Raw genomic sequence first — 21,359 nt, 5'->3', positions numbered from 1 at the left:
CCGGCAGGACGCGGCCATGACCCATGCGATCATCACCGGCGGCTCCAGCGGGATCGGGCTGGAAATTGCCCGTCTTTATCTCGCCCGCGGTTATGCGGTGACGCTTCTGGCCCGCAGGACCGGCTTGCTGGAGGCTGCGCGCCGCGATCTGGCGGCCGCAAGCCCGGAGAATGCGGCCCGCATCCATGTCGTTTCCGCCGATGTCGCGGACGAGGCGTCGGTCGCCGCCGCGCTCGCCGGGGCGGAAGCCGCGCTCGGGCCGTGCGACATTCTCGTGACCGCGGCCGGCCGGGTCGACCCCGGCTTTTTCGACGAGCAGCCACCGGGCCTTTTCGAGGAGCAGGTCAGGGTGAATTTCCTCGGCACCGTCCATGCCGCGCGTGCGGTCCTTGCCGGAATGAAGGCAAGGGGCCGGGGACGGATCATGCTGGTCTCGTCGGCGGCCGCCCATATCGGCATTCCGGCCTATGCCGCCTATTGCGCCTCGAAATCGGCGCTCAAGGGTTTTGCCGAGGCGTTGCGGGCCGAGGCCCGGCCTTTCGGCGTGAGCGTCTGCATCTGTTATCCGCCGGATACGCGGACGCCGCAATACGAGCAGGAGATCCGCCTCAGGCCGGCTGCCGCGCAGGCCGTCATGGGCGGGCTCCGGCCGTGGAAAGCCGGCATTGTCGCCCGGCGCATCGTCACGGGGCTTGATCGCGGGCGCGCGGAGGTGCATTTCGGGTTTGCACTGACGATGCTGGCGCTGTTCGGCGCTTTCATCAAGCCGGTGATCTACCGGCGGACGGCGCATGGCAGGCGCCCGTAACGGAGTGGCATGGTAATGCTTGAAGGGTTGCACGGACATCCTGTGGCGCTGACCGCGGCATGTTTTGCGGTTTCCGCATTGGCCGTCTATCTGACCGACCCCTTCGCCATGCCGCGAAGCGTGCGGCGGGAATCGCGCATCGAGCGGACGCCGTCGCGCGTGGCCCTGGAACTGGCGGCACGGCTGCCGATCATCCTGTTCGTCTTCTCGATCTTCTTCGCCATTTCCTGGCGGCCGCTCTATTGCGCGGCGGGCACGATCAGCTTTTTCGTGATCTTCACCGGCATTTCGCGGGCCAAGTTCATCTTCATCCGCGAGCCGCTGGTGTTTTCCGATATCGCGCTGGTCATGGACGTCTTCAAGTACAAGACGATCTTCTACGCCACGCGGCTGAATATCCTGTTCTGGATCGCGGCGCTTTCCTATGTGTTCGGCGTCTCCGCCCTGTTCATGATCTTCGAGCCGCATCTCCTGCCGGCGCGTTTCGGTTTCTTCTGGATTGTCGTCGGCATTTCCGCGCCCCTGCTGCCTGTCATCCTGCTCTTCGTGCGCCCCGTGGGGCAGGCAGCGGCCTGGATCGCGGAACATCTGCTGCGGACCCTGAACGTGCGCGTCAACACCGTGCGCTTCGGCACCTTCGCCACGGTCGCGTATCATTTCATGATCTGGCTCGGCATGCGGCGGGAGGCGATCGTCGCCGAACTCGCCCACGGCATCCAGAACGTGTTGCAGGAACTGAGGGGGCATGAGGAGGAAGACGCGCCGCTGATCGTGATCTGGCAGTCGGAATCTTTTCTCGACCTGCGCAATGTCGGCGACAGAGACCTCGAACTGCCGACCATCGACGTGCTGAAGAAGCGTGCCGCCCAGTGGGGCCGCATGTCGAGCGTGTTCGAGGGCGGCTATACCCTGCGCACGGAATTTTCCGTCCTGAGCGGCCTCCAGCCGGAGGACGTCCATGCGGATGCGAGCTACCCTTACCTGCGCGCGGCGCATTATTCGGATGTCGTCTGGCCTTCCAAGCTGCGCAAGGCGGGATGGCTGACCCATTTCATCCATCCCTACGACAGCGCCTTCTTCCACCGCAACAAGGCCATGCCGCTGCTCGGCTTCAGCGAGATGACCATGCTCGACGCCTTCGATCACGTGCCGGAGCGCGACGGCCCCTACGTGTCGGACATGCGGCTGACGGAAAAGGTGCTGGAAATCACCGCGGCGCTCGATCATGACAGGCCGGCGCTGCTGTTCGTGGCCTCGATGGCCAATCACGGCCCCTGGGGCCCCGGCCGCTGCGAGGGCATGACCGATTCCGTCGAGATCTACCGCGAACTGCTGAGGCGGGCGGATGCCGCGCTCGGCCGTCTGGTCGAGGAGCTGGACAAGCTCGACCGGCCGGTCTGGCTGACCTTCTACGGAGACCACGCACCGCTTCTGAAGCGTTTCGCCGATCCGTTTCCCGATCCGCGCACCGACTATTTCATCGTGCCGCTGGGCGGGGCGAGCGAGGACGGCCACAAGCCTACCCGCGCCCGCGTCGAGGCGCCGTGGAACCTGTTCGAGACCCTGCTCTGGCATTCGCATCTCTACAAGGAACAGTTCCGATGAGCGGCAAGGCCGCTTTCCTGTTCCTGCAAGGGCCGGCCTCGCCGCTTTTCGGCAAGATCGCCGACCGGCTGGAGGCGGCCGGCCATGCCTGCTGGCGGATCAATCTTCATGCCGGCGACAGCCTGTTCTGGCGGCGCAGGGGCGCCATCGCCTATCGCGGGCGGGCGCAGGCGTGGGGGGCCTTCATTCGCCGCGTGATCGAGGAGCGGGCCATCGGCTCCCTCGTTCTTCTCGGCGAGGAGCGGCCCTACCATGCCGAGGCGGTGCGGGTGGCCCGCGCGGCGGGCGTCGGGGTGTTCGTCGTCGAGATGGGATATCTGAGGCCGGACTGGGTGACGGTCGAACGGGACGGCATGTCCTCGAACTCGCACTTTCCGAACGAGCCCGAAGCCATTCTGGCCGCCGCCGGGAACCTGCCGGAGCCGGACCGAACACGCCTCTATGGCCATAGCTTTCTGGCCGAGGCGCTCTATGACCTCGCCTACAACCTGCCATCCGTCTTTCTCGCCTTCCTTTATCCGCATTACCGCCGGCATGGGCTGTTCCATCCCCTGGCGGAATATGCGGGCTGGATCGTGCAACTCGCCACGCGGGGGCGGCGTGATGCCCGGGCGCTGGCGACGGTTGCCGGGCTGAAAGCCGGCGGCGCGCCGTGGTTCGTCTATCCGCTGCAATTGCAGACGGATTTCCAGCTTCGCGCCCATTCGCCCTATAACAGCCAGCAGCAGGCCATCGCCGCGGTGCTGACGTCCTTCGCCGCCCATGCTCCGGCCTGCGCGCAGCTCGCGATCAAGGTCCATCCGCTGGATAACGGGCTGATTTCATGGAAACGCGTCATCGCGCAGAAGGCGCAGCGGCTCGGCATCGCCGGGCGGGTGCATTATGTCGGCGGCGGCGACCTGGGCTCCCTGCTCGAGGGCTGTTCAGGCATCGTCACCGTCAACTCGACGGCCGCGCTGCACGGTCTGCGCGACGGCATTCCGGCCAAGGTTCTCGGAACCGCGATCTACGACATTCCCGGCATGACGGAACAGCGCCCCCTTGACGCGTTCTGGACGGCGCCGCACAGGCCCGATCCGGTGCTGACATCGGCCTTCTACCGGCTGCTGGCCGCCTCCATTCAGGTGCGCGGCGATTTTTATTCGGATGCGGGCACGACGGCGGCGGCCGAGGCGATCGCCGGGCGGCTTCTGTCCGGCACGGTCAACCAGCCCGGTGGCGACAGCGGTTGCGTTCCGCGCCGCAAGCCGGCCAAATATCCGCCGGCGCTGTTTATCGATTGAAGGCGCCGGGCCGTGCCGGCTTCTGAAGCTGGCGCACGTCCGGATTGGTGCTGGCCGGGCGGATGATCAGGTTATAGGCGTCGGTGTTGGTATATTCCTGCCTGAAGGTCACGGACAGGCTGGAATCGGTCATGTCGATATTGTCCTCCAGCCGGGCGATCCGCTCGCGCAGCGGGGTGAGGTCGCTCCAGCCGGTCGCCTCGATGAGATCGGCGAGAATCTCGTCCATCTCCTTGCGCGCGGCATTTCCCTCCGCCGTCTGCGGTGCGATCATCTTGACGCGCAGCGACTTGATGTCGTCGTGCTGCGTGCCGCGCACCACGGCGAAGAGCGAGGCCGGCGCGCCGGCCTCCGTCTCCGTGCCGATCATCTTTTCCGCCGTGCATTCGGCCTGCGCCTCGCCGGCCATCGGCGACGTGTGCCATCCTTCTCCGACAAAGCCCCGGTCGTTGAAGAGCCGGCACATCTCCGGCGCCGGGAAATGGATCATGCGGGCGAAAGGCGTGGTTCCCGAACCGGAAAAGAGGGCCACCGCATTGGGGGGAGGGACCGCTTGCGGCGTGGCGCGCGCGTGTTTCTGGCTTGCCGCCTCGGGCGGCTGCGGCGGTTCCATCATGCCGTAGTGGATGAGCAGCGCGTTCAGGTGGCGGCGGTCGTTGGCGAAAAGAACGGTCGCCGCGATCGCAAGCACGATCGCCATCGTCATGCCGAGGAAGAAACCCCTGTTCTTTCTGACCGGCATGTCGGTCACGCTTTCGCTCCTGCAAAGGCTGCCCCGACGAATCGGAAAGGCGAGATCATGTTCCACGTGGATATATGGCAGCTTTTATCGGAAATTTTATGGCCTGCCTATCGGTCGCGGAACGCTGCCGCGCGGGCAGCGATGGCCGCAACGGGCGGAAGGCGGGGAAAGCGCCGCCGGATAAAGCGTACGGCATATATCGGCCACTCAGCGGCCGGCATGGAGAGAAGGTGCTCTCACCCGCATCGGGCACGAGTGCCGCAGATGCGGGTGAGGGGGCAGGGACAGGGACAGGGGTCAGTTGGTCGTCTTGCCGTCGGTCGCGATGGCTTCCTGGTGATACCAGCAGGTATCGACGACGGCGTAATGCACCGGCTGCGGAAAGTCGATGACAGACGACTGCATGTTTTCCGCTTTTTGCCCGAAGGTCCGGCGCCGCGTTGCGACGGGGAACTGGTATATGTTAGCGGAATCGTGGTGAAAACCTGCGGTCATTGTCTTTCCTTTCCGAGCTACTCTTTATGCAAAACATCCATCCGGTTAGTTTTTGCGCATTTTTTAGGCGTTAAGCCTATTTTATTATCATGATCTGATCGAGTTGTAACTAATTATTTTTGCAATTTGCCTGATTATGTAAGGGCGTTGGCTACATTTTGTGCATTTATGTGCAAATGAAACGCGCGAGCCGGCATCCGGTTCCCTTGGCGCCGTTTCGAGCCCTTTGAAATAAAGGACTTGGACACTTTCTGACCGCGCGGCTCCCAGTCTGGCACGCGGCGTGCATGGTAGCGAGCGACCTTCATCCGCCGCCTTGTCGGTATAGCAAGGGCCTTGCAACGTTACGTAGTGAGAGATTCGCAATGACCAAATTTAAGCTCGAGTATATCTGGCTCGATGGCTACAAGCCTGTCCCGAACCTCCGCGGCAAGACTCAGATCAAGGAATTTGAGTCTTTCCCGACGCTGGAGCAGCTGCCGCTCTGGGGTTTCGACGGTTCCTCGACCGAGCAGGCCGAAGGCCGCAGCTCCGACTGCGTTCTGAAGCCGGTTGCCGTCTTCCCCGATCCGGCCCGCACCAACGGCGTTCTGGTCATGTGTGAAGTCATGATGCCCGATGGCAAGACGCCGCACCCGTCCAACAGCCGCGCCACCATCCTCGACGATCCCGACACCTGGTTCGGCTTCGAGCAGGAATATTTCTTCTACAAGGACGGCCGTCCGCTCGGCTTCCCGGAGCAGGGCTTCCCCGCTCCGCAGGGTCCGTACTACACGGGCGTCGGCTACAAGAACGTCGGCAGCATCGCGCGCCAGATCGTTGAAGAGCATCTGGACCTGTGCCTCGCCGCCGGCATCAACCACGAAGGCATCAACGCCGAAGTGGCCAAGGGCCAGTGGGAATTCCAGGTCTTCGGCAAGGGCTCCAAGAAGGCCGCCGACGAAATCTGGATTGCCCGCTACCTGCTGACCCGCCTGACGGAAAAGTACGGCATCGATATCGAATGGCACTGCAAGCCGCTCGGCGACACCGACTGGAACGGTTCCGGCATGCACTGCAACTTCTCGACCAAGTTCATGCGCGAAGTGGGCGGAAAGCCCTATTTCGAAGCGCTGATGGCACAGTTCGCGAAGAATATCGACGATCACATCGCCGTCTACGGCCCGGACAACCACATGCGCCTGACGGGCAAGCACGAAACGGCTCCGTGGAACAAGTTCTCCTACGGTGTGGCCGACCGTGGCGCCTCGATCCGCGTGCCGCATTCCTTCGTGAACAACGATTACAAGGGCTATCTCGAAGACCGCCGCCCGAACTCCCAGGGCGACCCCTACCAGATCGCCTCGCAGATCCTGAAGACGATCTCGGAAGTCCCGGCCGAAAACTTCGCGACGGCCGCCGCCTGATCAGGCCGGATCCTTCGGTACGAACCGATGAACCTCCCCGTCGAAAGGCGGGGAGGTTTTCTCGTTCGGTGCCCTTGAGAGCATCTTATCTTGAATCCGGTGTTCCAGCTGATCGAAAGGTGCTCTGGAGCAACTCCAGGAAAAGTGTAACGCGGTTTTCCATGCGGAAATGCATAAAAACAAATAATGGGAGCATTTCAGCGTTTCCATGAAAAAGATGAAATGCCCTAACGGGACGAGGCGCGTTCGTCCCGCAGCGCGGCGTTCAGCCTTTCGATCAGCGGCGCGTCCCGCTCGCTCGGCATCGGGCGGCTGAAGAAATAGCCCTGAACCTCGCTGCACCCTTCCTCCCGCACGCGGTCGAGATGCGCTTGCGTTTCGACACCCTCGGCGACGGTGGTGACGCCGAGCCGCTTGCCGAGTTCGGCGATGGCCCGGACGACGGCGGCGCAATCGGGCCGGTCGACGGCGTCCCTCACGAAAGAGCCGTCGATCTTGATCTTGTCGAAGGGGAAGGCCCGCAGATGGGCGAGGGAGGAATAGCCGGTGCCGAAATCGTCCAGCGCGACCCTGACGCCCATGTCGCGTATGCGCCGCAGGTCGCCGATGGCGTCCGCTTCCTCGGTGAGCAGGGCGGTTTCCGTCACCTCGATTTCCAGCCGGCCGGGCTCCAGGCCGGATTCGACCAGTGCCGCAAGCACGGCGGGCGCCAGCGTGCCCTTGCCCAGCTGTCCGGCCGAGACGTTGACGGCGACGCGGGCGCCGTCGCGCCATGTGGCGGCCTCGCGGCAGGCGCTTTGCAGCACGAATCCCCCGAGCCGGTCAATCAGGCCGCATTGCTCGGCCACGGGCACGAATTCGCCGGGCGAAATCCATCCGCGCTGCGGATGATGCCAGCGCACCAGGGCCTCGCGGGCGGTGGTCTTGCCGGTGTGGATATCGACGATGGGCTGGTAAAAGACGAACAGGCCGTCGTTTCCGTCGAGTGCGCCGCGCAGTTTCGCCTCCAGCCGCACCCGCTCGTGAATGCGGCATTCCATGTCATGCTGGAAGAGCCGCAGCGTTCCCTTGCCTGCCGCCTTGGCCGAATAGAGGGCGATATCGGCGCGCGAGAGCAGCGTTTCGGCGTCGTCTCCATGTTCCGGCGCGAGGGAGAGGCCGATGGAGACGCCGATCTGCGCCTGCCAGTCGTTTTCGAGGTGGTAGGGCGCGCTGAGCGCGCCGATGATCGCGTTGCCGAGCGTCACGGCCTGATCGGGGTCTTCATAGGGGGCCACCACGGCGAATTCGTCGCCGCCCAGCCGCGAGATGCTCATGGACGGCCCGGTGCAGATCGCCTGCAACCGTTCGGCAACCTGCTTCAGCAGCATGTCGCCGGCGCGGTGTCCCCGCGTGTCGTTGACGAGCTTGAAGCCGTCGAGATCGAGGAACAGGAGGCCGATCCGGCCTTCGGGTGCCGCAAGCCGCGCCGCCAGTTGCTCCTGGAAGGTGTTGCGGTTGGCAAGCCCGGTCAGCGTGTCGTAATGGGCGAGCTGGAGGATGCGGTTTTCCGCCTCGATTTCCTTGGTGACGAGCGCCCAGGTCAGCATCGGGCCGATATAGCTGCCGTCATTGTCGCGGACGGCGGAGACTTTCAGGTCGAGCACTTCCGGCCCGAGCTTGATCCGGGCATTGTGCGGCAGGTTGGCGGGATCGGCGAGGATGCCGCGCTGATGCTCCGGGTGCCTGTGGAAGATGTCGATGCACGTGCCGAGCAGGTCGTCCGCCTTCAGGGGCAGGAGATGCTCGATGTTCCGGATGAGCTGTTTCGAGGTCTCGTTGGCATAATTGATCTTCAGCGTGTCCGGCTCGACCGTCATGACCGCGACCGGCATGTCGTCGATCATGTGCAGCAGCCGGCTTTGCTCCCGCTCCTTGCGGAGGGATTCGGTCCGGGCATTTACCATGCGGGTGAAGTCGCGGTAATTGATCCCGAGAATGACCAGCATGCCGGCGGAGACGAGGATGATGTTGACGGCGGTCGCCATGAAGACCGCGTGGCCGGTGAGGGCGAAGAAGGTGACGAACGCGCCGTTGACGATGACGGCGACGATCATGGCGGCCGAGCGCAGGTGCATCAGGCAGAAGATGCAGGTGATGACCGTGATCGCCATGTAGAAGGCGACATGCGACTGCGCATAGGCGTTGCCATAGGGAAACAGCAGGAACGACCACAGGGTGAAGCTGATTGCGATGCCCGGCGCGAGACGATTGGTGCGCCGCAGGGCGCCGGCGGCAATTTCGGCGGTCGGCTCGATGTGTCGCGATTTCCACCAGCGTCGGATCCTCAGGGCCGAGACGAGCGTGAACAGCAGCGGAATGCCGATGGTCAGCCAGACCGGCGCGCCCTCGTCCATATGGGTGATGGCCAGCGCCCATGTGCTCAGCATGAGGATGAGATACATCATCGGCATCTGCCGCGAGAATGCGCGGTACTGGGCCTTCAGAAGTTCCGGATTGTCGGTCGGAACCGAGAAGAACCGGGCGATGGGGCGGATGATGTCTCTCATGATGCCTGTTCCTTCTCCGGCTTCATTGCGTCGGGCCCGGGGATGACGTCTGTTGCGGCGGCGGTGGGCGGCCGGTGGTTCTCGAGCCGGATGGCGGCGGGAGCAACGCGGACAGTCGGTTTCAGCCGCGCCATGCCTATGAACCGGAGACGCAAGATGGGACGGTCGGAGAAAGCCATCTATAATTGTAATTTAAAGAAGTGCCCGATATGATTGTTGTCATGTGAGGAACGCTTTGCCGAGGGAACGGGATGTGCCGGAGCGGCACGCCGCCGGACGATATCGCCCGGCCCACGGCATCATGACGTGGCGATCCGGTTGCATTCGTCAGCCGCCGCGCCATCCCCGTCGTCCGGCGGGAAATGGGGCGGCCATGCGCCCGGATCAGGATCGTATATTAGGTGGAAAAGTTAAAAAAATGCCGCTTATCGCCCGGAATCCGCCGGTTTTGCGGGAAGGCCGGTCGCAAAAACCGTTCGACGGGGCCATGAGCGGGGCATCGCCGAAGCAGGGATACCGTTTTCCGTATAATTACAACTATTGATGGAAATTCTATCCGGCAACACCGCCGGGCGCATCGTTGGGCAGGGGAGGCCGCCGCTTCCGCGCGGCGCCTCCGGTTTCGTGCGAAAACGCCTATTCGGCGGCAAGCGTCGTCGGCGGCAGCGAGAAGCTTGCTTCGGCCTCGGCCAGATGCTGGCGAATCCGCGCCGACATGACGCGCACATTCGGATTGAGCACCATAGAGTCGTGATCGCCGGGAACCTCGAGGACGGTGAGGTTCGGGACGTAGGGAGACCAGCCGTTGTCGTAGCGCACGAGGTTGCGTCCCTCCTGCAACTGCCGCCCGCCGGTGATCCTGTAGAGCACCTTCATTTTCGGACGCAGCAGCAGGACATGTCCGCCGTAGGGCTTGACCTCGTAGCGGTCCAGCGCGCGCAGGAAGGCCGCATGGATGCGCTCGTTGTGGAAATCGACCGCCTTCGGCTGTGCCTGGAGCGATTTCGATTCCTGGTAATGCGCCCACTCGCGCCGGTTCTTGAGCCACTTGGCGATGAAGGCCCCGCGGTCGCGCCTCACATCCTGGGCCTTCATCAAGAGGCGGTCCACGACCGTCAGGTGGTTGGGGCCTGGCAAGGGGGTGTCGAGCATCACCACCAGAGCCACCTCCTCGCCGGCCGCTTCGAGCTGAAGCGCCATTTCGTAGGCGACCAGGCCGCCGCCGGAAAAGCCGCCGAGGAAATAGGGTCCGTGCGGCTGGACGGCGCGAATTTCGGCAAGGTAATCCCGCGCCATCTCCGGGAACGTCTCATGCGGCTCCTGCCCGCCGTAAAGGCCGCGCGCTTGCAGGCAATAGACGGGCCGGTCGCTGCCGAGTTGCAGGGACAGGTGGCGCAGGTTCAGCACGTTGCCGAACATGCCCGCGCACAGGAAGAGGGGCGTGGCGTGGCCGCCCTGTCCCTCGTTCATCGGCACGAGGTGCGTCGGCACGGCCGTGGCGCCTGCCTGCCCGTGCTGCGCATCGGTTTCCGGCGCCGGTGCGCTTTCCGCCGAGATGAGTTCGGCGCATTGGGCAATCGTCGGCGCCCTGAACAGCACCGATATCGGCAGGTCGACCGAAAAGGTCTGGTGGATCATGCGGAACAGGCGCACGGCGATCAGCGAATGCCCGCCGATGTCGAAGAAGCTGTCGTGAACGCCGATGCGCTCGACACCCAGAAGCTCCGTCCAGTATCCCGCGAGCGTGCGCTCTATGTCGGTGCGCGGCGCGACGTAGTCGCTGTCGAGATCCGGGCGCTCGAACACCTGCGATTGCGCGGCCGTATCCTTCTCCACGCGGTTCGCCCGTTCGCGCAGCCGGTCGAGCGGCATGGTGGAAACGATCGGCTGCGGCTGGCCGGTCGCCAGCGCGCGCGACAGGGCCTCGAAGCCTTCCGACGGCAGGATGCCCTGCCGGACCTGCGCCGCCAGCTCGGCAGCGGCCGGCGATGCGGCGGCGTCCGCCCGCCGGCCCACCCGCCCGGTCTGTGCGGCCGGGCTCGCGAAACTGACATTGTCCGCCAGCCGCTTGATCGTGAAACGCTCCACCTCCAGAACGACGGTGCCGTCCGGCCGTGCGATCGTGACGTCGAAGGCCGCATAGCCGTCGTCCGCATTGCCGATTTCGGACAGCCGGACGTGGCTGAGAACCTCCGAAGGCAGCGTGTCATGGACGCGGATGCTGCCATAGGACACCGGCGCCCACAGCACGCCGGAGCGGTCGTATCCCGCGATCAGCTCCATCGCGTAGCCGGTCGCAATATCGAGAAGACCCGGATGCAGGCGCGTTCCCGCCTCGATGTCGGCGGCAAAGGCAGCCGGAAGGGCGAGTCTTGCCAGAGCGTCGCCGTTTCCGAGCGATACGGCGCGAAGCACGGACCAGCGCGGCCCGAATTTGATGTGGTTCTCCTGTGCTGACGGCAAGGCGCGGTCGGCCTCGGCGCGGCGGGTGCTTGTCCAGCGGTCGTCGTCCAGCGTGACCCGCAGCCTGCCCGGAACCGTCTCTTGCAGCCGGTGGACCGATGCTTCCGCATGGATGTGGAACGTATCGGCGTCGCCCCCTTCCGAGCCCGCCGCGACATAGGCGCGGAGGCCGCCGTCCTGCTGCTCGAGGCGGACGCGGACCGGTTTTTCCGTTCCGTCGGCGATGTCGAGCGTGCTGAGGAAAATGAGGTCCCGGATTTCGAATCCGCCGTCGATGCCGTATTCCGCCATCGCCTGGGCGATGAGTTCGATATAGCCGGTGCCCGGCAGGATGGGCAGGCCCGAGACGAGGCGGTGCTCGCTCCACATCCAGTGGCGCTCGGGGCTGGCGGTGAACTGAAGCCATTGTGTGCGGCCGGCATCCTCCACCCATTGCTCGAAAAGCGGCCCGTGCGCCGGGGCTGGCTGATGGCCGTTCGCGGCGGCGGTGCTGCCGCCGCCTGCCGCCCGCGCGGCAATCCCCACCTCGTTCCAGATGCCCCAGTGAACCGCCACGGTGCGCCGGCCCGCAATGCCGGCGCGGCTTTCCGCATAGGCGTTCAGATAGGCATTGGCGGCAACGTAGTCGACCTGTCCCGCCGGACCCGTGTCGGTGCTGGTCGAGGAAAACAGCACGAAAAGATCGAGCGGTTCCTTTTCCAGCAGACGGTCGAGCACGGCGGTCCCGTACACTTTCGGCGACAGGACATTCTCGGTTTCGGCGAAGGACTTCAACTGGATCAGATTGTCATCGACGATGCCGGCGGTGTGGAGGACCCCGTGAAGGGCGCCGAACTTCGCCTTTGCGGTTTCGATGGCCCTGGCCATCTGCTCGGGGTCCCGCACATCGGCGGTGATGTAGAGGACCTCCGCGTCCAGCGCCTCGAGTTCGCCGATGGCGGCGATGGCGCGGCAGACCGGGTGGTTGCCGGCATGCAGGCGGCGGAAGGCCGTCCACTCGGATCGTTCGGGCAGCCGTGTCCGGCCGAGAAGAACGAGCCGTGCCGCAAACCGCCCCGCCAGTTCCCGCGCCATGACGAGGGACAGGTCGCCGAGGCCGCCGGTCAGCAGATAGACGCCCTTCTGCCGGAACTGCTGTGCCGCATCGGCGGGCCGGAGCGGCAGCCGCTCGTAATGGCGGATCCAGCGGCGGCCTTTCCTGTAGGCCACCACTTCGCTGGCGGGCGTCGCGAACAGATCGTCCCAGAGCTGGTCGAGCCCGTATCCGGCCGTTGCGGCCTCCGGCGCCTTCGCCACGGTCCGCAGAAGGTTTTGCAGGGTGGAGCCGTTGCGGGCCTCCGGCTCCGCCGGGCGGTCGATGTCGATCAGGCGGATGGTGGTGTTCTCCAGTTCCTTCGCGATCACCAGCCCCGGCCCCAGCGCGGTCGCCTTGCCGGGATGCGGCAGCGCCTCGTCGCCGACCCGCTGCATGCCGTTGGTCACGACATCGATATGGCAATCCTTCAGCGAGGCGTCGCCCATCGCCTGGGCCAGATGGAACAGGCTGTAGAAGCCATGCTCCTGCAAGCGGTCGAAGAAGCTCGATCCCGGCCGGTGCGTCTCGTCACCGGTCACGAGCCAGAGATGGACGATATGGGACGGGAAGGGGCCGTCCTCGATCAGGCCGCTGACCAGCGCATCGTATCCGACCCGCCCGTCTTCCGGGCAGAGGACATAGGCGTTCTGCCCGATCTTGCCGAAGGCGTCGCCGACGGAAACCGTGGTCACGCTGTGGCCGAGCGCGGTCAGCCGGGCCGTCAGCTTTGCGCCGAGGCCCGTGTCGTCCATGAAGACCAGCCAGGAGCGCGGCTCGATTCCGGCATCGATGGGCGCATCGCTAAGAGCCTGCTTCCAGGTCGGACGATAGCCCCAGTCGGCCATGTCGGCCTGCCTCGCCAGCGGGGCATCGGTTGCCTCAGGCGACCGGGCGGCATCCTTCACCCGCTCGATGAAATAGCGCTGGTGAAGGAAGGGATAGGCCGGCAGGCTGGCGCGGCGCGGTGCATGGTCCCGCCATGACCGTTCGACGTCGACATCAAGGCCGGTGGCCCATGCCCGCCCGACGGCGGAGAGGAAATGGATGCGGTCGTCCGTGTCGTCGTCGGGATGCGGCAGCGTGTTGATGACCTCGTTGGCCTGGATGCCCGGCTGGAGCTTGGCGAGCGAGGAAAGCGTGCGCCCGGGCCCGGCCTCGATATAGATGCGCCCCGGTGTCTGCGAGAGCTTTGCCATGCCCTCCGCGAAAAGGACGGTCGAGCGCAGGTGCCGCACCCAGTAGAGCGGATCGCAGGCATCGGAATGGGTGAGCCAGTCGCCCGTCAGGTTGGACATGATCGGGATCGACGGCGCCTCGAGGCGTATGCCGCGCAGGAAGGCTTCGAATTTCGGCAAGATGCCGTCGAGCATGCGCGAATGCGCGGCGATGTCGATGGCGACGCGCGTCGCATCGATGCCCTTTTCGGCCAGCGCCGCCCGGAAGGCGTCGATGTCCTCGTCGCGGCCGGACACCACGCAGAGTTCCGGCGCATTCACCGAGGCGAGGTCGAGTTCCGGCGGCAACAGGGCCGACAGCCGGTCGGGGGACAGGGGAACGCTGAGCATGCCCCCCGGCGCGATGGTGTCGAACAGCTCGCCGCGCAGGCGCACGAGGTTCACGGCGTCGCGATAGGTCATCACGCCGGCGATGCAGGCCGCGGCGTTCTCGCCCATCGAATGGCCGATCAGGGCGGCGGGCCGGACGCCCCGGTCCATCCACAGGCGGGCGATGGCCACCTCGACGATCAGGATGGCCGGAAGCTGAAGGGAGGGGCGCAGGAACCTGTCCGCCGCCTCGCCGTCCGCGCCGAACCAGACGTCGCGGATGTCGGCCGCGACGGCCGCCGCGAGATAGGAAAGCCCCTCGTCGACCGATGCGCGAAAGGCGCCGTCCTGCGCGTAGAGGACGGCCGCCATGCCCGCATGCTGCGCGCCGCCGCCGGGCATCAGGAAAACCGAGCCCGCCGGCGCATCGAGGGCCGTGTGGCTGAACAGGCGTTTCGGCTCCGCGCCGGACAGCACGGCGATGGCGTCCCGGCGGCCGCGCACGGCGAGGACGCGGCGATGCTCGAAATGCTGGCGCCCGGCGTGCAGCGTATAGGCCGTGTCCGCCATCGAAAGCGCCGGTCGGCTGGCGATAGCTTCGCCCAGGCGCTCGGCCATCCGGTCGAGCGCCTTGCGGTGTCGGGCGCTCAGAAGCAGGATCTGCGGTTCGTCGTCGAACGCGCCGTTCGAATGCTCCTCGACCGGCGCCTGTTCCAGGATGACATGCGCATTGGTGCCGCCGACGCCCAGCGAATTGACGGCGGCGCGGCGCGGGCCGTCGACATCCGGCCACGGCATCAGCGCGTCGTTGACGGTGAACGGGCTGCTGTCGAAATCGATCGAGGAGTTCGGTTTCTCGAAGCCCAGAACGGGCGGTATCTCGCCGTTCTTCAGCGCCAGCGTCGCCTTGATCAGGCTGACGACCCCGGCGGCCGTGTCGAGATGGCCGATATTCGCCTTGACGGAGCCGACATGGCAGAAGCCGGTCCGGCTGGTCGTCTGCCGGAAGGCCTGCGTGAGCGCCTCGATCTCGATCGGGTCGCCCAGCGCCGTGCCGGTGCCGTGACATTCGACATACTGGATGGTGTCCGCGTCGATCCCGGCGAGCCCCTGCGCCTCGATGATCGCTTCGGCCTGGCCGGTGACGCTCGGCGCCAGATAGCCCGCCTTGGTCGCACCGTCGTTGTTGACGGCCGTGGCCTTGATCACGGCGTGGATGATGTCGCCGTCGGCGATCGCGTCGGAAAGGCGGCGAAGCACGACGACGCCGGCGCCGCTGCCGAACACGGTTCCGGCCGCGCGGTGGTCGAAGGGCCGGCAGCGCCCGTCGGGAGACAGGATCTCGCCTTCGTGGAAGATGTAGCCGCGCCGGTGCGGCAGCTCGATGGTCACGCCGCCCGCCAGCACCATGTCGGTTTCGCCGTTGAGCAGGCTCTGGCAGCCGTAATGCACGGCCACCAGCGATGTGGAGCAGGCCGTCTGCACGTTGACGCTCGGCCCGCGCAGGTTGAAGGCGAAGGAGGCGCGGGTGGCGAGAAAATCCTTGTCATTGCCGGTATGGCGCAGCAGGAACATGCCCGTCTGCTCGACGAGCTGCCGGTTGCTGCAAACGTTGAAATAGAAGTAGCTGCCCATGCCGCATCCCGCGAACACGCCGACCGGGCCGGGGATCGTGTTCGGCGTGCGGCCCGCATCCTCCATCGCCTCCCAGGCGCATTCAAGGAACTGCCGGTGCTGCGGGTCCATGATCGCCGCTTCCTTGGGGCTGAGCCCGAAGAAATCGGCATCGAACATTTCCATGTCCGGCATGTCGGCGGTGCGGCGGACATAATTCGGATTGAGGATGCGCGACTGGCTTTCGCCGGCTGCGATCAGCTCCTCCTCCGAAAGGGTGCGGATCGATTCCGTGCCCGAGCGCAGGTTCTGCCAGAACGCGTCCACCGTTCTCGCACCCGGCACCCTCAGCGCCATGCCTACGATTGCGATATCATTCGGCGAAGCATCGATTTGCGTTTGCATCATTTCAGTTCTTCGTTAAATCCCGCGCCTTGACAATTCTAGTATCAAAATTGATATTCAGGCATCAATAAATTTTTTATGCAGTTAACTTGACTTAAAGGTGAAAAATAATTCCGAATTATTGCATTGACACAAACATGTGAGAGCAATGAAACTGCCGTTATCGTTCGAAAAATATTCTTTCAAGGAGCGAAGCGGGAGGCGTTTGAGAACAAAACCTGCATTCGTGCCGATATGATGGGCAGGAAACATCTGCGCAGCCCATAACGGAAGCGCCCCGTTTTTGAAGGAACATATTCCCGCTATTCGAAATTCGTCCGTTAATAGTGAATTTTGTTTGGGCGACGGGAACGGGCGATAGAATTCGCGATGGTTTTCGAGGGGCCTCGTTCTCGGGGAGACGTCTTTGCCGGTCATGCAGTCCGTTTCTTTCTGGTGCCTTTTCGCCCTGAATATCGGGCTTTCGGCCATCACCTTCCTGTATGCCGCCGAGCTGTTCGCCGCACTGGTCCCCGGCCGCCGCCGTTCCGACGCCGTGAAGCAGGCGCGGCCGCATGCCGCCGTGCTGGTTCCCGCCCATGACGAGGAGGCCGTTCTTGCCGGCTCGCTCGCGGCGATCCGCGCCGCACTCGCGGACGGGGACAGGCTGGTCGTCATTGCCGACAACTGTACCGACCAGACCGCCCGGATCGCCGCCGCCGCGGGAGCGGAGGTTGTGGAGCGCAACGACCCCGTCCACAGGGGCAAGGGCTATGCCCTGGATGCCGGCATGCAATATCTGGCGTCGGCGCCGCCGTCCGTCGTCGTTCTCATCGATGCGGATTGTTTTCCAGCGCCGGATGCGGTGGAGCGGCTGGTGGAGACGGCGGTCCAGACCGGCAGGCCGGTGCAGTCGCTTTACCTGATGACGGCGCCCGCCGATGCGGCAATCCCCGTAAAGGTCGCCGAATTCACCTTCATGCTCAAGAACAAGGTGCGCCAGCGCGGCCTTCACCGGCTCGGCCTGCCGTGCCACCTCACAGGCAGCGGCATGGCTTTCCCGTGGCAGACGCTGAACGGCCTGCACCTCGCCCACGGGCATCTCGTCGAGGACATGAAGATGGGGCTGGAACTGGCGGTTGCCGGATCGGGGCCGGTCTTCTGCGAGGAGGCCGTGGTCCTCAGCCCGTTTCCGCAGACCGCGACGGGCTTGCAGTCGCAGCGCCGCCGCTGGATCGGCGGGCATCTGACGCTGATCGCCGGCGCTCTCGTCAGCGTGCCGCGGGCACTCGCCCGGGGCAATATCGCCGGCGCGTTCGCCGCGCTCGCCACGGCGATACCGCCGCTCACCGTGCTGGCGGCGCTTCTCGTCGCGTCCCTGCTGGTGACGACGGTCGCGACATGGGGTCTGCAACCGGACCTGTTGCCGTGGGGCCTGTCCGTCCTGAACATCACTCTCTTCCTCGTCGCGACCCTGTCGGCCTGGCTAGCCTTCGGCCGCGCCATCCTGCCGGCGGAGGATCTCGGCCGCGCGGTCGTTCTGGTCGCCTCGCGCATGCTGAAGGCCCCGTTCGCGTTCTTCGCAGCGCGTCGCGACGGCTGGATCAGGACCGACCGCAGAGGGTCCGGCGACTGATCTTCCCCTCTATTTGTATTCGATGAGCGTCTGGCGGCGGTTGCACAGCCTGTTCAGGTAATAGGCGCAAACGCCCTGCATTTCCGCGAACTTGCCGATCACCATGAAGAAGGAATGCCGCCAGTTGTCCGGGCGGGGCAGGTCGCTGCGGACGGCAAGCCGCGCGATTTGCAGCGGATAGGCCGCCAGCAGGGCGAGGAAGGCCGGGTGGATGGCGAGACTGCCCGAAACGGCCAGCAGTGGCAGCAGACCGCCCCACAGGACGGCGCGCCGCACGTTTTGCGACCAGATCCGTTTGGGCGATGTCCTGTGCCGCGCGGCGACCTCCGCATAGGCATGCCCGGCCCGGACGGACCGCCGCCACCATTGGAAAAAATGGGTGAGAGCGGCATCGTGCAGGGTCATTTCCGCATCGATGCGCCAGATGGACCAACCCGCCTCGCGCAGCCGCAGGCACATTTCGGGTTCCTCGCCCGCGATGAGGTCGGGGGCATAGCCGCCGACCGCGCGAAAGGCGCTGCTGCGCACGAGGCAATCGCCGCCGCAGGCGATGGCCTCGCCGACCGGCGTGTCCCATTCCCGGTCGCAGATCGCGTTGTAGATGGAGGCATCCGGGAAACGTTCCCGCCGTCGCCCGCAGACGATGGCCGCGTCGTCCCGGTTCAGAAGGAAAGCCCGGGCCTTCTCGATCCAGCCGGCGGCGATCCGGCAGTCCCCGTCGACGAACTGGACGAAGTCGAGCGCGGGTGCGGTCCGCATCAGTTCGGCAAACCCGGCGTTGCGGGCACGCGCGGCGGTGAAGGGCGTGCCGGCGTCGAGCAGCACCACCGTCAGCCCCATCCTGCGCGCCGCCTCGACGCTGCCGTCGGTGGAACCGGAATCGACATAGACGGAGCGGGACGCCAGCGGACCGAGCGATGCCATGCAGGCGGTGAGGCGGGCGCCCTCGTTGCGGCCGATCAGCACGACCCCGACATCCTCGACTGCGCTGTGCATCGGTGTCCTCCTGCGGGTTTCGCCCGTCAAAATCCGGGGATTGCGTCGAAGGGCGTGCCGAAACCCGTTTCCAGGCGCACGAACAGGAACAGGGCGAGGAACGCCACCAGGGCGGCATTGACCAGAACGTCCTGCCTGACGAAGGATATCTGCTCGCGCCATTGCCCATAGACGACGGGAAGATAGCGAAACAATTCGCACGCCGATATCGCCATGATCGCACCCGGCAGCCCCATCCACGCCGATGCAACCGGCGTGAGCGCGACGAGGCCGGCAAGCTTCAGGCTGTTTCCGATCACCGCATAGACGGGCTTGCCGAGCCCGAGCAGCATGTAGTCGTTGACGGTGCAGACGATGGAGAACCAGATTCCGACGAGCAGCATCGCCAGCATCCAGCCGGCCTCGTGATAGCGGGAATCATAGATGATCTCGGTTGCGATATCGGCGACCGAAATACCGAACGCCATGCAGAAGGCCGCGCCGAGCAGAAGCTTCAGGCGCAGCGAGCCGACATGCCGGCGCAGGGCAGCACGCGTTTCCCCGGCATGGGCGGCGATCAGCGGAAACACGAGCTGATAGCTGATGCGGCCGATCAGGGCGGAGGGAAGGTCGGCGATGGTGCGGGCGATCGCATAAACCCCGACGACGGCGAGCGGCAGCGACTGGGCGAGGAAAAGCTTGTCGAAATTCATGCACAGGAAGGACAGGATCGACGACAGGAAAATCCACTTCCCGAACGACAGCACCTCCTCAACATGCGCCCTGTTCCATTCGAACCAGTTGCGGGCCCGCGGCAGCGCGTAGCTCAATGTGGCGCGAAAGGCGGCGCCGAGCAGATTGGCCGCGATGATCGACCACACGGTCGGGTTGATCAGGGCGAGGCCGACCACGAGCACGGCGGAAACGGCGTCGACCGCCAGGTCGAACAGGTTCATCCGCATGAGCTGCATCTGCCGTTGCAGGTAATAGATCGAGGTCGACGCCGCTCCCAGGATGACCAGCGTCAGGCCGCTCAACTGGATGGCCGAGGCGGGGATCTGGTAGATCTGGCTGAGGGGATAGGCGGCCATCGTCAGCAGGCCGAAGAGAACGAGGCCACGGACGAACTGAAGCGTCCAGGCCGTGTTCTGGAACGACTTCTTGTCGCCGTCCTTGCTGCGCACGACGTTCTGGGCGATGCCGACATCCGTCAAAAGTTCGATGCCGAACTTCAGCGTGGTGATGATCATCAGCACGCCGAACACCTCGGGAACCACGATCCGCGACAGGATGATGTTGGATACGAAGCGTATCCCGACGGTCAGGACATAGGTTCCGATCGTCCACATCGCTCCCGTGACGACACGTCTCTGCGAAATGGCCATCAGCGATTCCCGCCGCCTGCGAACAGCCGGGCGAGATCGCCCGCCAGCCTGCGAATGTCGTGCATGGCCATGACCCTTGCGCGGCCCGCCCGTCCCATCCGGTCGATGTCGGCGGGCGTGGCTTCCAGCGCCGAGCGCATGGCCGCGACGAGTTGCGCGTGGTCGCCGGGCTGGACGAGCCAGCCGCAGGTCGCATCGACGAGTTCCGGTATGCCGGCGATCGTCGTCGTGATGACGGGCCGGCACAGGGCCAGCGATTCCATCAGCACGATCGGCAGCCCCTCGGCGTAGCTCGGCAGCAGGAGCGCGCGGCCGTCGCGGATCAGCCGGCGCACCTCCTCGTTTGAGGCCCAGCCATGCAGGAGGACTTGCCTTTCGACGCCGTGGCGGCGGATTTCCGCCTCGACGTCGGCCCGGCTTTCTCCGTCGCCGACGAGAATGACGCGAAGCTGGGGAAAGTCGCCCCGCAAGGCCGCCACGGCCGCGGGGATATGAACCTGCCCCTTCTGCGGGCACAGGCGCCCCACGCAGACCAGCGTGAGGTTGCCGGGCTGGATGGGAGGCGGCGGCACGAAGTCCTCCAGGCGCAGGCCGCACCGCACCACCTCGATTTTCCGGCGGCTGTCCTCGTCCCCGCCGATGCCGCTCAGGACGCGCTTGCAATAGTCCGAAATGGCGACCACGAAGGACGAATGCCGGATTTTCAGGGCGTAGCTGCGGGATTCGGCGTCGACGAATTCATCCGGCCCGTGGGCGGTGAAGCTGTAACGCGGGCCGCCCATGAGACGGGCGAGCATCACCACCGCCGCTGTATTGGTGCCGTAATGCGCATGGACGTGGGCGATGCCGGCGCGGCGCGTCTTCCGGCGCAGGCTGGCGGCCTGCATCGCATAGGCGGCATGACGGATCGGCTCGCCACCCGCGTTGCGGACGAGCGTGATCCAGGCGGGCAGCATCCGCATGACACCGGCCGGATTGAGCAGGATTTCGCGCAGGGTGGACAGCATCAGGTCCGCAACGTTTCCTTCCAGCAGATAGACGGTTTTGTCGCTTTCGGCGATGTCGCGCGGGTCCACCAGTTCTCCCGCGAAGCGCCGGACCGCGAAGCGCGATACCGTCTCGCCTTCGGCTTCGAGGGCTTCGATTTCCCGGCGGATGAAGGTGCCGCTTGGTACAGGATACGTATTCAGGAAATAACCAATCTTCATCCTGCACTTCCATCAAGGAATTCCGGCGCGGGCTACGATATTCCTTCGCCTCGCAGCGTAGTTTACAATAATTACGGGGAACGGTATATGTATTAACGCGCGTTCGGGGTAAGTTTCATTCGGGAAAACTGAAAACATGGTTAGTGACGGAAATTTTTTCTAATTATGCTTAATCGTATAAGGTCCA

At 64.9% G+C, this 21,359-nt stretch carries 12 protein-coding genes; 5 read left to right on the top strand and 7 right to left on the bottom strand.

What is annotated here, in order from left to right; genetic code table 11:
* Nucleotides 1-16: 16 nt before the first annotated feature.
* From NOF55_RS16690 to NOF55_RS16680, 3 genes are read left to right on the top strand one after another with little or no spacing between them, the layout of a single operon-like run.
* Nucleotides 17-808 (top strand): SDR family oxidoreductase, encoded by a 792-nt coding sequence (locus NOF55_RS16690; RefSeq protein ID WP_306409959.1) that lies wholly within the window; start codon nucleotides 17-19, stop codon nucleotides 806-808.
* A 15-nt stretch (nucleotides 809-823) separates the two neighbouring features.
* The gene (locus NOF55_RS16685) at nucleotides 824-2,413 is read left to right on the top strand and encodes an LTA synthase family protein (RefSeq protein ID WP_370868899.1); all 1,590 of its coding nucleotides are present in this window, start codon (nucleotides 824-826) and stop codon (nucleotides 2,411-2,413) included.
* A complete protein-coding gene (locus NOF55_RS16680) occupies nucleotides 2,410-3,696 on the top strand; it encodes a capsule polysaccharide biogenesis protein (RefSeq protein WP_306409961.1) in 1,287 nt (428 codons plus the stop codon). Before NOF55_RS16685 ends, NOF55_RS16680 begins: the two co-directional genes overlap by 4 nt.
* Here the strand turns inward: NOF55_RS16680 and NOF55_RS16675 are convergent.
* Together NOF55_RS16675 and NOF55_RS16670 are read right to left on the bottom strand one after the other, a co-directional pair.
* Nucleotides 3,686-4,438, bottom strand: coding sequence for a DUF6030 family protein (locus NOF55_RS16675; RefSeq protein WP_306410194.1), 753 nt, complete (start codon nucleotides 4,436-4,438; stop codon nucleotides 3,686-3,688). The genes NOF55_RS16680 and NOF55_RS16675 overlap by 11 nt on opposite strands.
* Before the next feature lie 297 nt (nucleotides 4,439-4,735).
* Nucleotides 4,736-4,933, bottom strand: a complete 198-nt coding sequence (locus NOF55_RS16670; RefSeq protein WP_306409962.1) for a DUF2735 domain-containing protein — start codon at nucleotides 4,931-4,933, stop codon at nucleotides 4,736-4,738.
* A gap of 365 nt (nucleotides 4,934-5,298) precedes the next feature.
* Between NOF55_RS16670 and NOF55_RS16665 the strand changes: the two genes are divergently transcribed.
* Nucleotides 5,299-6,339 carry a glutamine synthetase beta-grasp domain-containing protein gene (locus NOF55_RS16665; protein ID WP_306409963.1) on the top strand — a complete coding sequence of 347 codons (1,041 nt, stop codon included), beginning with the start codon at nucleotides 5,299-5,301 and terminating at the stop codon, nucleotides 6,337-6,339.
* A gap of 227 nt (nucleotides 6,340-6,566) precedes the next feature.
* On the opposite strand, the gene NOF55_RS16660 is transcribed toward NOF55_RS16665, so the two are convergent.
* Entirely contained in the window at nucleotides 6,567-8,888 is a 2,322-nt protein-coding gene (locus NOF55_RS16660) for a putative bifunctional diguanylate cyclase/phosphodiesterase (RefSeq protein WP_306409964.1), read from the bottom strand.
* 636 nt (nucleotides 8,889-9,524) lie between these two features.
* Nucleotides 9,525-15,992, bottom strand: a complete 6,468-nt coding sequence (locus NOF55_RS16655; RefSeq protein WP_306409965.1) for a type I polyketide synthase — start codon at nucleotides 15,990-15,992, stop codon at nucleotides 9,525-9,527.
* Nucleotides 15,993-16,404: 412 nt separating this feature from the next.
* Here NOF55_RS16655 and NOF55_RS16650 point away from each other — a divergent pair, with 412 nt between their 5' ends.
* Nucleotides 16,405-17,604, top strand: a complete 1,200-nt coding sequence (locus NOF55_RS16650; protein ID WP_306409966.1) for a glycosyltransferase family 2 protein — start codon at nucleotides 16,405-16,407, stop codon at nucleotides 17,602-17,604.
* A gap of 9 nt (nucleotides 17,605-17,613) precedes the next feature.
* Here the strand turns inward: NOF55_RS16650 and NOF55_RS16645 are convergent, their stop codons facing one another.
* Genes NOF55_RS16645 through NOF55_RS16635 form a run of 3 tightly spaced genes read right to left on the bottom strand, consistent with a single transcriptional unit; the run spans nucleotide 17,614 to nucleotide 21,172 of the window.
* Entirely contained in the window at nucleotides 17,614-18,600 is a 987-nt protein-coding gene (locus NOF55_RS16645) for a glycosyltransferase family 2 protein (protein ID WP_306409967.1), read from the bottom strand.
* Nucleotides 18,601-18,626: 26 nt separating this feature from the next.
* Nucleotides 18,627-19,964, bottom strand: coding sequence for an oligosaccharide flippase family protein (locus NOF55_RS16640; protein WP_306409968.1), 1,338 nt, complete (start codon nucleotides 19,962-19,964; stop codon nucleotides 18,627-18,629).
* Nucleotides 19,964-21,172, bottom strand: a complete 1,209-nt coding sequence (locus tag NOF55_RS16635; RefSeq protein WP_306409969.1) for a glycosyltransferase — start codon at nucleotides 21,170-21,172, stop codon at nucleotides 19,964-19,966. Before NOF55_RS16635 ends, NOF55_RS16640 begins: the two co-directional genes overlap by 1 nt.
* Nucleotides 21,173-21,359 lie beyond the last annotated feature (187 nt).

Source organism: Ectorhizobium quercum, from assembly GCF_026552795.1.
GTDB lineage: Bacteria > Pseudomonadota > Alphaproteobacteria > Rhizobiales > Rhizobiaceae > Ectorhizobium > Ectorhizobium quercum.
The sequence above is the reverse complement of the archived record's forward strand: the minus strand, read 5'-3'. Positions and strand labels throughout refer to the sequence as shown.

Excerpts from the sequence above, each read along its gene's own strand:
- NOF55_RS16635 (WP_306409969.1), bottom strand. The coding sequence starts at position 21,172 with ATGAAGATTGGTTATTTCCTGAATACGTATCCTGTACCAAGCGGCACC.
- NOF55_RS16670 (WP_306409962.1), bottom strand. The coding sequence starts at position 4,933 with ATGACCGCAGGTTTTCACCACGATTCCGCTAACATATACCAGTTCCCC.
- NOF55_RS16675 (WP_306410194.1), bottom strand. The coding sequence starts at position 4,438 with ATGCCGGTCAGAAAGAACAGGGGTTTCTTCCTCGGCATGACGATGGCG.
- NOF55_RS16685 (WP_370868899.1), top strand. The coding sequence starts at position 824 with ATGCTTGAAGGGTTGCACGGACATCCTGTGGCGCTGACCGCGGCATGT.
- NOF55_RS16660 (WP_306409964.1), bottom strand. The coding sequence starts at position 8,888 with ATGAGAGACATCATCCGCCCCATCGCCCGGTTCTTCTCGGTTCCGACC.
- NOF55_RS16690 (WP_306409959.1), top strand. The coding sequence starts at position 17 with ATGACCCATGCGATCATCACCGGCGGCTCCAGCGGGATCGGGCTGGAA.
- NOF55_RS16640 (WP_306409968.1), bottom strand. The coding sequence starts at position 19,964 with ATGGCCATTTCGCAGAGACGTGTCGTCACGGGAGCGATGTGGACGATC.
- NOF55_RS16650 (WP_306409966.1), top strand. The coding sequence starts at position 16,405 with ATGCAGTCCGTTTCTTTCTGGTGCCTTTTCGCCCTGAATATCGGGCTT.
- NOF55_RS16665 (WP_306409963.1), top strand. The coding sequence starts at position 5,299 with ATGACCAAATTTAAGCTCGAGTATATCTGGCTCGATGGCTACAAGCCT.
- NOF55_RS16645 (WP_306409967.1), bottom strand. The coding sequence starts at position 18,600 with ATGCACAGCGCAGTCGAGGATGTCGGGGTCGTGCTGATCGGCCGCAAC.
- NOF55_RS16680 (WP_306409961.1), top strand. The coding sequence starts at position 2,410 with ATGAGCGGCAAGGCCGCTTTCCTGTTCCTGCAAGGGCCGGCCTCGCCG.
- NOF55_RS16655 (WP_306409965.1), bottom strand. The coding sequence starts at position 15,992 with ATGATGCAAACGCAAATCGATGCTTCGCCGAATGATATCGCAATCGTA.